Source organism: Granulicella aggregans (assembly GCF_014203275.1).
Classification (GTDB): Bacteria; Acidobacteriota; Terriglobia; order Terriglobales; family Acidobacteriaceae; genus Edaphobacter.
Window position 1 is genome coordinate 961,805 of sequence record NZ_JACHIP010000001.1, and the last position, 12,364, is coordinate 974,168.

The following is a 12,364-nucleotide window of genomic DNA, read 5'->3' on the forward strand; positions in this document are numbered from 1 at the left end:
GATATAAATGTTTGACCAAATCCGGCAATGTGAGGAGAGCTCCGATGAACATCTACTTGATTATGCTGTTCGTATTGCCCGTGTTAGGGGTTGTCGGCGCGGCAGCGGTCGTTCACCACGACAGGCGGCATGGCGGCCGGAGGACTGTATCCAAATAGTCTTGGCCCCCAACGGGCACTGCAGTTCTGAAAAATGCGAAACACCAGCTGCCTTTTCGGTCAGCCACTCGACCCGCGGAATTACTCCAGAGCCAGGAAAATCTCTTCCGGCAGATCGATTGGTAAGGGTTGGCCGACTTCAAGCGCACCTTGGGAGCGTTTGCCGATGCCGTCGGCTTCGAAGGCCAGCAGAGTGATGTCGTCTGGCTGCGGTGTACCTGCAGCGAAGACTTGCAGTGACTTGAAGACATCTTCAACGACCGCGGTTGCTCCCTTGCGACGATGTCGCATCGCAGCGATCAAACCCTCTTCGCACCACTCGTCTCCGGCCGGGTTGATCGATTCAGTCACGCCGTCACTGTAGACGAGGAGAAGATCGCCGGGTTCGATCTGAATTGTTTCCTGTTCGTAGGTGCAGTCGGGAAAGAGACCCAGGACGGGCCCGCCGCTTTCGAGGCGGATGACCTCTTTGCCACGCAGCAGCAGAGGTGGATTGTGTCCGGCGTTCACATAAGTCAACGAGCGCGATCGCGGCTTATAGAAGAAGACAGCGAAGGTGGCAAAGCGATTCTCCGCGGAGGCCTCGTGGATGAGCCGGTTCAGTTTGAATACGAGCTGCGTGGGGCTGAGGTCGTTGTCGAGGATCAGCGTACGTAGTGAGGCCCGCAGTGTCGCCATCAGCAGAGCAGACGAGATGCCCTTGCCGCTTACGTCACCGAGCGCGAAGCAGATGTCGCCATCGACGGTGAGGAAGATGTCGTAGTAGTCCCCTCCCACGGCCTGCGCGGAGACACATCGGCCAGCGATGGTAGCTCCCGGAATGGCGGGAATGCGCTGCGGAAACATGCGCTCCTGAACCTCGCGGGCGAGTTCGAGTTCGCGGTTGGCGCTGGCGCGGTGAGCTGATTCCCTGCTCAGATCTTCGAGCGTCATTGCGGCTTCGAGCGCGAGGCCAACGTGCCTACCTAGCTCACGGAAGAGATAGAGATCATGCAGGGAGAAGCCGCGATTGCCGCGCTGGGCAAGGGCCGCGAAGCCCACAAGGCCAGTGCGGCCGACGAAGGGCAGCAGCATCTGCGCGTGCAGACGGTCGAGCGCGTGAACCTCATCTTTTGTGGCCAGCATGCGCCACGGGTCGGTGCGGCCCTTGTCGAGTATGGTGGGCCGTGCATTGCGCCTGAGATGCGAGATGGCCGATGAGTTTACGGGGAACGGCACGCCGGAGACGTTGACGTTGCCCGCAGTCCGCATGACCTCGAAGACGCTGCCGTGCTTTACGAGAATGGTGAGCGATGAGAGGTCGAGGCGATCCATCATCGTCTGCGCGAGATAACGCAGAAGGTCGTCGAGGCGGAAGATCTTTGCGACCCTTGCGAAGATCTCTTCAAAGAGGATGTGGCGGTCGTAGGCGCGCGGCACAAGCTGCTTCTTCAGCCAGTCGCCAGGCGTGCTGCGCGTTTTGGTCCGCTTCGTATCCATCGTGTCTGAAGGCTGAGGACTCCTCGTTACGAGAAAGGATACGCGAAGCGTCCTGTGCCGGTTCAGAGCTTATTGCGATTTACTACCGCAGCCACTCATCCCAGGCGGCGAGGGCGCGGTCACACTGCAGCTTGTGGCGCTCCTTCTTGTCGCGCATCTTCTTGCGGAGTTCGGTCTCCAACGGAGGCAGAAGGTCGAAAGTGATGTTGGCCGGGGTAAATTTCTTGGTCTCGGCGTGGGTGATGTAGTGGGTAAGACTGCCGTTTGCGGATGCTCGGGGGGCGGGCGTTGGCGCGTTGCCGCTCGCGATGGCTGCGGCGTAACGGCCTGCGAGCATGCCGCTGGCGATGGACTCGGTGTAGCCTTCGACACCAGAGAGCTGCCCGGCGATCATGACGTTCGGGTGGGCCTTGAGCTGGAGCGTTTCCGTGAGCAGGCTGGGGGCGTGGATGTAGGTGTTGCGATGGATCTGGCCGTAGCGCAGGAACTTCGCGTTCTCGAGCCCGGGGATGAGGCGAAGGACGCGGGCCTGCTCACCGTACTTGAGGTGGTTCTGAAAGCCGACGAGGTTGTAGCTGTCGGCGCGGAGGTTCTCCTGGCGAAGCTGGACGACGGCGTAAGGCCAGCGGCCGGTCTTTGGATCGGTGAGGCCGACGGGCTTCATCGGGCCGAAGCGGAGGGTGTCGCGGCCACGGCGTGCAGTCTCTTCGATGGGCAGGCAGCCTTCGAAGTATTGAAGCTTGTTGGCGGTACCGTCGACGGGGAATTTTTCCCAGTCCTTAGCTTCGACGTTCTCGGCGGTGGTCAGCGCGTCGAGGAAGGTTTCGTACTCCTCTTTGGTGAAGGGGCAGTTGATGTAGTCCGCTGTGCCCTTGTCGTAGCGGGCGGCGAAGTAGACCTTGTCCATGTCGATGGTGGTGGCATCGACGATGGGGGAGATGGAGTCGTAGAAGGCTAGGTGGTCGGCGCCGGTGAGCCGCTGGAGCTCCTTGGTAAGCGCGGGGCTGGTGAGCGGACCGCTGGCGAGAATTGTAACTATTTCAGGATCATTCTCGCGGAGCTCGACGACTTCTTCGCGGTGGACCGTGATGCGGGGCTCGGCTGCGATGCGGGCGGCGACACGTGCTGAGAAGAGCTCGCGGTCGACGGCGAGGGCGTGGCCTGCGGGGACTGCGGTCGCGTCGGCCTCTTCGAGAAGAGGCGAGCCGGCGCGACGCATCTCCTGTTTGAGCAGCCAGGGCGCGGAGTTTTCGGACTCGGATTTTAGAGAGTTCGAGCACACGAGCTCCGCGAAGTCGGAGGTTTGATGGGCTTCGGTTGAGCGGTGCGGGCGCATCTCGTAGAGGCCGACATCGCAGCCTAAGCGAGCGGCGGTGAGTGCGGCTTCGGGGCCGGCCAGGCCGCCGCCGATGATCTTGATCTTTTTCATTTTGCTACTTCTTCGGTTACATATTGCTTTGCGAGATTCCTGAGAGCTTGGCCATCGACGCGCATGCCGCGCCACTCACTCTTCACGACCGCGCCCATGGCGTGGTAGAAGTCGATTGACGGCTGGTTCCAGTCGAGGACGCTCCACTCGAAGCGGGCGCAGTTCTCTTCGACAGCGATAGCGGCGAGGCGGGTGAGGATGGACTTGCCGATCCCCTTCCCACGCAGCGCGGGCTGTACGTAGAGATCTTCGAGGTAGATGCCCGGACGTCCCTCCCACGTGGAGTAGTTGTAGAAGTACAGGGCGAAGCCTACTGGCGTTCCATTCCACTCGGCCATCAGGCAGTGAAAGCGACGAGGCTCGGTGAAGCCGTTCCGGAGGAGGTCGTCCTCGGTGGTGAGAACGGCGTCGGGTTCGCGTTCGTAGAGAGCAAGTTCGCGGATGAAGCCGAGGATGGCGGCCACATCGGATGGAGTTGCGGGGCGGAGGTTGAGCATAGGTCGTCTCTACTCATTGTAGGTGTTTCTTTGGAAGAACCCATGCACCGCGTGAAACAGAGGAGCGATGGATGGGGCACCCGGACATTTGGCACCCGCAAAAAAGAAGATCCTCCGCTACACGGATCACGATGTGACTGTGATCTGTGTAGCGAAGGACGACAAAGGTCTGTGGTCGTGGCTAAGTGCTTGTTTGACGCTAGAAGCGTACGCCGAAGGTGAGCGGAATGTAGGTTGTCTTGGCGCTGTTCTGGGGAAAAGCGTTGAAGTAGTTTGCGTCGTTGGTGGGATTGGTCGTTCCCGTGGCATCAACAAAGAAGGGACGGCTTTCGTTGGCGGTGTAAACGTAGCGGGCTTCGCCGAAGAACTTTAGATCGCTGAAGCGCGACATCTTATAGGTGAACCCTAGGCCGCCGTTCACGCCGACCGCGTTGCTCACGTAGCTATCGATCACCTGATTCGCTTCATATTGAAAGCAGCCATAGTAAGGGTCGCAGTAGGTGCCGGTCGCAGGGGTCGTGAAGTCCGTCACCTTGTGATAGAAGCCGACGCCACCGATTACGTAGCCACCGATCTTGTCACCCTGGTAATAGGTGTACTGAGGGCCGACGGTGAAAGACCAGATATGGCCGTGACCACCCACCTGGGCAAGACCGGCTTGAACATTGCCACCGTTATAGATGGTGAGCAGATTATTGAGAGTTGAGGTCTGGATTCCGAAAGCGTGCCAGTCAAACTCGAGCACAGCCGCGATCTTCTTGTTGAAGTTGCGGCCGCCGCCGACTTGAAAGTCGTAGTTGGGCGAATAGTACGCATGCGTTCCACCGGTGGGGATGGTTACGCCAGCGCCGCCAAAGAAGGTGTACTTGGATGAGCCGTCAGCGTTGTGCGAAGAGTCGGCATAGACCGGGCGGCGGCCATAGCGGCGCGGTGGCGGCTGCGGCGAGGGATTGGCGATGTAGCCAACTGCGTCGGCTGTCTCTTCCGCACCGGCGCTGGTGCTGTAGCCGATCGCCGAGGGCTCGTCGTTCGCAGCGATGAGCGACTGTGTCGTCTGCGGGGCGACGTAGAAAATCGACTGAGCAGCAGGTGCTGCTTGCTGGGCCTGAAGACCAAGCGTGCTCGCACCGGCGAAAACTGCGACGGCTGCGACCCGGGTGAAGATCTGGAGAGGGCGGGGCGATATCTGCATCGATGGGACTCCGTAAAAAAATTCTGCGTGCTTGTTCCCGTTCAACCCGGCTTTTCGCCGGTTGTTGCGGGTTGTGTATGTATGACGCACGAAAGGGAGATTTGGACTACTGAGTTTCCCAGCCGGAAAAGTGAAGGGCGCGACCGTGGCCACGCCCTTTCACTCTGAACAACATTAGAAGTCCACCAGCGGGTAAGTCCTAGTGGATGTCGAACTGCTCCGGATGAAGGCTCGGGTCGCTCTTGACGAGGATAGTCTTGCCGACCATCTCTTCCATCTCCTGCAGCCACTTCGCGGTGCCGGACTTCAACTGCTTGACTACTTCGGGATGGACGCGAAGCATCACGTCGCCGCGATCAAGATGCTTGTGCATCTTGCGCATCTCGATGTAGATGTCGTTGCAGACGGTGATCGGCGACTTGGTCATGCCGGTGCCCTGGCAGACGCCGCAGGTGGTGGATAAGGTGCGCTCGAGCGACTGCTTGACACGCTTGCGGGTGATGGCGACGAGACCAAAGTCGTTGAACTGGAGAACCTTTGACGGGGCGCGGTCGGACTTGAGTTCCTCTTCAAGCGCGGCCATCACCTTGTTGCGGTTCTTGCGTTCGTCCATGTCGATGAAGTCGATGATGATGATGCCGCCGAGATCGCGGAGGCGAATCTGGCGAACGATCTCCGGGATGGCGTCGAGGTTGGTCTTGACGATGGTGTCTTCGAGGCGAGCCGTCTTGCCGACGAACTTGCCGGTGTTGATGTCGATGGCGACCAGAGCTTCGGTCTGGTTGATGACGATGGAGCCGCCGGATTTGAGCCAGACCTTCGAGCGGAGAGCCTTGTTGATCTCTTCGGTGATGCCGAACTGTTCGAAGAGTGGGGTTTCCTTGGTGTAGAGCTTCACGCGGCGGATGAGCTGCGGCTGGAAGCGCTGCAGAAAGCGCAGGACACGCTCGTACTCGCTCTCGGTGTCGACCCAGATGGCGGAGAAGTTGTCGGTGACCTGGTCGCGCAGGATGCGCTCGACCAGATTTAGGTCGTGATAGATGAGTGCCGGAGACTTCGAGGATTCCGAACGCTGCTTGATGTCGGCCCAGAGATTGAGCAGGAAGCGGAGGTCGGAGCGGAGTTCATCCTCGCTTGCGCCCGAAGCTGCGGTGCGGACGATGAAGCCACCGGAGGCATCGCCCTTTTCGGAGAGGAGAATCTCCTTGAGGCGGCGGCGTTCGCTGTCGGACTCGATCTTGCGGGAGACGCCGGTGTGGTTGACGGTCGGCATGAAGACCAGGAAGCGGCCGGGGAGCGCGATGTGCGAGGTAATGCGCGCGCCCTTCTTGGCGATGGGCTCCTTGGCGATCTGGACGAGAATCTCCTGGCCGGGCTTCAGCAGATCGCTGATTGCGGGGAGATTGGTTGCCTGCATGGATTGGCGTGAACGGCCTCCGCCACCGCTACCGAAGCGAGGCCGTTCGCCGTCGCCGCCGGTGTTGCGCGAGCGGTTGCGGTCGCGACCATCGCGGCTGCCGCTGCGGCCTTCACGACGGCCATCACGGCCACCTTCGCGGCGCGGACGGCGGTCGGAGTCGGTCCGCGATGCAGTGCCTTCGGTCTCGGTCGCGGGTTCACGGAAGGTGTTCGCGAAGAACTCGGCATCCGCAGCGGACTGCTCGGTGGGCTTGTCGCCTTCGGTGAAGCCCTCGTCTTCGAACTCAGCAGAGCCTTCGGCTTCTTCTTCCTCGAAGTCGTCGTCCTCATCTTCTTCGGACTCGCCGTCGCCGGTGCGCGTGATCTGGTCGATGGACATCTCGCGGAGCATGGTGCCGAGATCGGCTGCACCTTCGAGGGTCTCCTCTTCAAGATCGTCGAACTCCTCGTCGTAGTGGGCGTGGAGCGTCGTGGCCTCGTGCTCCTCGTCGTCGATCAGCTCTTCTTCGAGGGTGCCGGTTCCGGGAGCAAAGCTCTGAAGACCGTTCGTGCTGACGACGCTGGTCTCGTGGAGGATGGGGGCGGTGGGCTCAGCCGCGTGCTCGGCGACCGGAGCGACGGCGAGGGACTCGGAGTGCATCTCGCCCGTGGATGCAATAGTGGTGATCTCGGTCGCGGCGACCTCGGTAGGAGCGAAGAACGGCGGCGGAGGTGGAGGAACTCCGGTGGTGTCGAGGTGTGAAACAGGCTCTTCGTAGGCAACGGCTGCGGTTTCGGACCTCTCGGCGACGGCGTTCAGATCGACCGCGTGCGGCTCCACTTCGGCGTCGTTCTCGTCGAGGCGGTTGAACGGGTGCGAGTGGTCAACGGAAAGGGGAAACTCTTCAGGAGCGTGGCCGTCCGCAACTTCAACCGCATTGGCGACCTCTTCGGTCTCCTCTTCGAGAAACTCTTCCTCGAAGACCTCTTCTTCGACTACAGGAGCGCTCTGACGGAACTCACTGGGTGCGGCAGGATCGATGCGGTAGGAGGCTGAGGCTTCGCTCGGCTCGTACTCGGCTTCTACGTGCGCGACGGGTTCGACTGCGACCGCTTCCACCGGCTCGGGGCTGCCGGGTTCGGGGACGGCAACGATGGGATCGAGCGCGGCGGGAATGGTCTCGACGAATGGCGATTCAGGCTCGTGATGCGCAACTGCCGCGACCTCAGGCTGTTCTTCGATCGGCGACACGACGCTCAGGCCCTCGGCGTCGTGAACGACATGCGGGACGGCTGCGGGAGCTGCGGGCTGCTCGTTGCGGAAGTTCTGGCGATTGTCCTGACGGTGCTCGGATCGGCCTTCACGGCGTCCGTCGCGGCGCGAATCACGACCGCTATCGCGACCTGCATCGCGTCCGGAGTCCGGGCGGCTGCGGCGGGAGAGCGTCTCGCCTGGGAGGACGGCGCCGCCATCCCATGAGGTCGCGACGAAATCGTCGACAACAGTGGTTGGCTTGGCAAGAACGACATTTGCGGGAGCGCTGCTTGCGGGAGCCGACGGGGCTCCTTCGCTGTCGCGGCGGTACTTTCCGAGCGACTCACCAGGGAGGATGATCGGCTCGGATGGCGCGGACGTCTCTTCCTCTCCTCCAGAAGGAGCATCGACACCGTAGAGACTGTGCGAGGGGGCGAAGCCGCGGGGTGCGCGAGGAGCACGATCGTCGCGATCACCACGGCCACCGCGGTCGTTTCTGCCACGGCCTCCACGGTCGCCGCGTCCACCTTCGCGACGCTGGCCGTCACGCGGCGGGGCGGAACGGGCGGGCTCGTCTTCTCCGGTGTAGATCTCCTGTACGGGAGCGGCTTGAATCTCCGGCACGTTCTCTTCAACGGCGTATTCGACAAGGTTGGCGTTGTCCGAGGCGAAGGGCGCAGCCTCCGAGTTCGTGTCGGCAGAAGTGTTCTCGCCCTGTGTTTCGCCGGGCTGGCCTGGGTTTCCACGGCCACGGCGACGGCCGCGACGACCACGCCAGCGGCGGCTGCCATCGGCACCGGGAGCGCCTTCGCCTACGGTCTCGACATCGACAGAGGAAGCGGGGATGAATGCGGGTTCGTCGGCGATGCGTGGAGTCTCTTCGTCGAGTGGGCGGTCACTTGTAACTGGTGGGCGGTCGCCACTCTGGCTACGCTCGCCGTTGCGGTTGCCGCGTCCACGGCGATTGCGGCCACGACCGTTGCGATCGCCACGGCCATTCTGTTCGGAGCGGCCTTCGCCTGAATTTTCAGAGGGTGCGGATGCGGTGGCTTCGATGGTCACCGGTGCAGGACGTTCGCCCCGATCGTTGCGGTTGCCACGGTCTCCTCGATCTCCGCGGTCGCCGTTGCGGTTGTCGGATCTCTGGCTGTCGGAGCGGGGGCCGCGGGCTTCGCCGCTGCCGCCGTGGGTGGATTCGAAGTCGGCTGTGTCGCCGGCTTCTTCCATGAAGTCGGTGATGTAAAGGAAGGCGTCGCGTTCGAGGCCGATGTCCACAAAGGACGACTGCATGCCGGGAAGAACGCGGGTGACGCGGCCGTTATAGATGGAGCCTGCGAGGGTGTACTCGTTTTCGCGCTCGTAGTAGATCTCTGCGAGTTCGTCGTTCTCGACGATGGCGAGACGGGTCTCGTGGGGGGTGCTTGAGATGTAAATTTCCTTCGACATTGCTCTGCTTTCTGCCCGGCCCCGTAGGGTTGCGAGCGGCAGGCAGACGAAGGATCGGGAGCGCGCCAGCTTTTGGCTAGGCGGGGCTCACCTCTGGTGAGGACAGGATGCGGAATGCTGAAGCTGCGAGGGCGACTACCGTTGGAAGAACTGCCTGGGCACACTTCGAAAAGCGGCCTGAGACGGCGCGGCATGTGTCGGAACCACGGGGATATGCTTCTTGCGGCGATCGGCATGAGGAGGTGACCAAGACAGCCTCATGTAGAGGCGGGGCCGTTTGCCTTCCGGATGCGATCATTCCAAAATCCTGTCCGGCCATTGGAGTCGATCCTCAGCCTGGCCGGCCTTTTTCTAAAGTCTTGTTGCCGCTGCCGGCGCCTTGCGCCAAAGGGAGCGGGTTATTTCGCTATACGGCGTCTGACCGTACAGGTGTTACGCGTAGCTCTGCACCAAATCTGCTGCATCTACTGCGGTCCCTGCAGTTTCTATACGACCGGCGAGTAAGTCAACCGAGACTGAGAGAGGGCTTGCGCTAAACGAGTCGGGAGTGAACCCCGGCGTCCGCTGAGATAGCGCGTTGCCTGCCTTATTTCTACCACTTTACCGTCAGTTCACAAAGCGGGGGAAAGTTGGGAGGGGTTCTGTTTCGAAGTTGTGCGATCATGGTCGCCAACACACGGGAGACGCTTCGTGCCGAAGGATTCAGATACGCCCGTCCACAGACGTGCCTGGTTCGTCCTGCAATTCTGCCGTCACGTGCTCTTCCTGTTGCGAAAAATCCTGCTCTTGGCTGCACAGACACTGGCGAACGTGCTCTGGCTTCTCTTCGCTGTCGTGCTCATCCAAACGTGGTTTCTCTCGCTGATTCATGGCGGATACGATGCCGTCTGGTACTCCATTGGAGAGATCTTTGTACTCGGCTGCCTGGGCTTACTGGCCGGATTTGAGATGGCGTTTGCCGATCTGCGCGATAAAGACCCGGGTCAGGTCGACGAGGACATCCGTGGACTTCTCCGGCAGATGCAGGCGTATGACGACAAGATCTCGGAGGCCCGCGAGTGGCTGGGAGTTGCGCTTGTCGTCGCAGCCGCGGCTTTGGTCGAGCTTCACTGGACCCTTCCGGTCTACGCTGACAACGCCTTGGCGTGGCTGCAACATCGCTACAAACCTCTGCACTTTGAGGCGGATACGGAGAAGTTTGTGCTGAGCATTCTCTTCACCACGCTCCCCGTGGTGTGGTTTGCACAGGCCCCCGCCAAATCCCTGGCCCTGTGGAACTCTGTCAGGTTCCTCAAACTGTTTCGCTGGGCGTGGCCGATTCTCAAGGTCACCATAGCTGTGATGGAGCTAGTCCGCATCAACGTCGTGACAGAGGTGATTCGCTGGGCTACCCGCCGAGTGTGGCCCAAAGAGCCACGTAACTTGAAGCCGAGCGACTCAGCGCACTACGTAAGCTGCGTTCGCCGGTACGGTTACGGCGTACACGATATGGATGAGACGATCTTCGTCCGGCCTGATGGCTCGATCACGGTGCATCAGGTCTCACTCATCCACGTGCTTGCAGCCGACCGAACGACCTTCGAGCGATGGACTACGTGGAACTCCGCTTGTAAGCAGAAGGAAGCACACGTATCCCGGGCTGTGTTCTGCCCGTTGCCCGGGGAAAAGATCGGTGACTTCGAAGAGCAGATCGCAAAGTTCAGGAGCGGCGGCTTCAAGGACTTTCCGCAGGACAGCATAAAGGCTGTCGATGTATCGACCACGCCGAAACCGAATCTTGCCGCCTTCGAGATACGCTCGATTGATCCCATGGGAACGATCAATCCTCCACAGGGGGCGATCGTTCTATTCGAGATGAGGGCCGAATGGAATGCCAACGCATTCGCGATCAGCGGGCAGGATTTTTATGAATTTACCTGCGAGTTTCCCTACAGGAGATTCCGTACCGTCATTACGCTCGATCCAGCGTGTCTCTTCAGCATGGCTTTGCCCGACAGGAGTTGCAGCTTCCGCGGAAACCGCCACGATGCTGAAGCGAGTCGGATCACGTTCACGCCAATCCCCCGCTCGCCGCATCAACTAGAGATTGAGATCCTGTACCCACTGCCGGGAGCGACCTACCGAATCGATTGGCAGGTCTGGCCTATCTGAACTAAGCCGCAGCTTGTACGGAGCCGCCGGATCCGCCGCCCATAAGAGCCATATCTCTGGCCGGGCTGTTGCTGCCGCCACCAGGACTGTTGCTTCCGCCACCGAGCTGCTTCACCGCTTGTAGATGCTTCATCGCAGAACCTCCGCTATGCATAACTATACGCTTCACCCGGCGAAGCAGACCGTGAAGCCGAGCCACCCAAAGTGATTCAGTTCACAAAACGCCGGATGCGGATGTTCATGACGATGCCCAGAGCGAGAAAGGTGAAGAGGATCGACGATCCGCCATAGCTCATCAACGGCAGCGGAATGCCGGTGACCGGCATCAGGCCGACGACCATGCCTATATTGACGGCGATCTGGAAGACGATGACCGCGACTATCCCCATGATAATAAAGGCCCCGGGAAGGTCGGAGGCGGTCTGGGCGTTTTGGATCAAGCGCATCAGGATGAGGAAGTAGAGGACGAGGACGCCGACCGCGCCAACGAATCCGTGCTCCTCTGAGAAGGCGGCGAAGATGAAGTCGGTGTAGGGGATGGGGAGGAAGTCGCCCTGGGTCTGGGTACCTTTATTAGTGCCCTTACCCCAGATTCCGCCCGAGCCAACGGCGATCAAAGATTGGCGAATCTGGTAGCCCGAGCCCTTAGGGTCATTATCGGGATCCATAAAGGCTGTGAGGCGGGCCTTCTGATAGGGCTTGAGGAGCTTGCCGGACTTCCATGCGATTCCACCGATTAAGGCGAAGACAAGCAGGAGGATCGCCGCCTGCTTGATGCGGAGGCCACCGAGAAAGAGGCCACAGACGAGGATAGGCACGTAGGTGAGCGAGGTGCCCAGGTCCGGCTGGAGGAGGACCATTGCCATGGGAACGCAGACCAAGGCGAAGACCTTGCCGATGTCGCGCCAACTCAGGTCTCGACCTGCCAACCCCCAGAAGTATCGGGCGACGGCGACGATGAGCACGAGCTTGACCCATTCCGACGGCTGGAAGTGGAAGCCACCGAGTTTGATCCAGCGGCGGGCTCCGAGGACTTTGCTGCCGACTAATCGCACGGCCACCAACGAGACCAGGCTCACGCCGTAAGCCCATGGGGCGATGTCGATGAGTGTGTGATAGTCCACGATGGAGATGATGAACATCAAGATGAGGCCGACAATGAGGAACTCCACCTGCTTGGTCTCAAAGCCGCGGAACTTGGTCTGAAGCGTCGCGGACTTGATCTCGAGCACGCTGATGACGGAGAGCAGCAGGACGAAGCCTAGCAACACCCAGTCGAAGTCGCGGAAGTACGTGGAGTTGAAACGACGCATGGGTTAAGCATCTTCTAAAAGCAGCCGGATGGCTACAGGCGACGAT

At 60.7% G+C, this 12,364-nt stretch carries 8 protein-coding genes; 1 reads left to right on the top strand and 7 read right to left on the bottom strand.

All coding sequences use genetic code 11. The features are described from left to right. Positions 1-239 precede the first annotated feature (239 nt). The 5 genes from HDF16_RS04150 to HDF16_RS04170 form a co-directional block, all read right to left on the bottom strand. Positions 240-1,637 carry a PP2C family protein-serine/threonine phosphatase gene (locus HDF16_RS04150; protein ID WP_184213845.1) on the bottom strand — a complete coding sequence of 466 codons (1,398 nt, stop codon included), beginning with the start codon at positions 1,635-1,637 and terminating at the stop codon, positions 240-242. Positions 1,638-1,719: 82 nt separating this feature from the next. After that, on the bottom strand, positions 1,720-3,066 hold the full coding sequence (gene trmFO, locus HDF16_RS04155) for a methylenetetrahydrofolate--tRNA-(uracil(54)-C(5))-methyltransferase (FADH(2)-oxidizing) TrmFO (RefSeq protein WP_184213846.1): 1,347 nt from the start codon (positions 3,064-3,066) through the stop codon (positions 1,720-1,722). Further along, positions 3,063-3,563 (bottom strand): GNAT family N-acetyltransferase, encoded by a 501-nt coding sequence (locus HDF16_RS04160; protein WP_184213847.1) that lies wholly within the window; start codon positions 3,561-3,563, stop codon positions 3,063-3,065. The genes trmFO and HDF16_RS04160 overlap by 4 nt, the downstream gene beginning before the upstream one ends. 199 nt (positions 3,564-3,762) lie before the next feature. Beyond that, positions 3,763-4,755, bottom strand: coding sequence for a hypothetical protein (locus HDF16_RS04165; RefSeq protein ID WP_184213848.1), 993 nt, complete (start codon positions 4,753-4,755; stop codon positions 3,763-3,765). A gap of 199 nt (positions 4,756-4,954) precedes the next feature. Further along, positions 4,955-8,854 carry an Rne/Rng family ribonuclease gene (locus HDF16_RS04170; RefSeq protein WP_184213849.1) on the bottom strand — a complete coding sequence of 1,300 codons (3,900 nt, stop codon included), beginning with the start codon at positions 8,852-8,854 and terminating at the stop codon, positions 4,955-4,957. A gap of 690 nt (positions 8,855-9,544) precedes the next feature. On the opposite strand from HDF16_RS04170, the gene HDF16_RS04175 reads away from it, so the two are divergent. Continuing rightward, positions 9,545-11,005 carry a hypothetical protein gene (locus HDF16_RS04175; protein WP_184213850.1) on the top strand — a complete coding sequence of 487 codons (1,461 nt, stop codon included), beginning with the start codon at positions 9,545-9,547 and terminating at the stop codon, positions 11,003-11,005. Position 11,006: 1 nt separating this feature from the next. Here the strand turns inward: HDF16_RS04175 and HDF16_RS31165 are convergent, their stop codons facing one another. Beyond that, entirely contained in the window at positions 11,007-11,138 is a 132-nt protein-coding gene (locus tag HDF16_RS31165; protein WP_281383406.1) for a hypothetical protein, read from the bottom strand. A gap of 76 nt (positions 11,139-11,214) precedes the next feature. Beyond that, positions 11,215-12,318 carry a rod shape-determining protein RodA gene (rodA, locus tag HDF16_RS04180; protein ID WP_184213851.1) on the bottom strand — a complete coding sequence of 368 codons (1,104 nt, stop codon included), beginning with the start codon at positions 12,316-12,318 and terminating at the stop codon, positions 11,215-11,217. Positions 12,319-12,364: the final 46 nt, after the last annotated feature.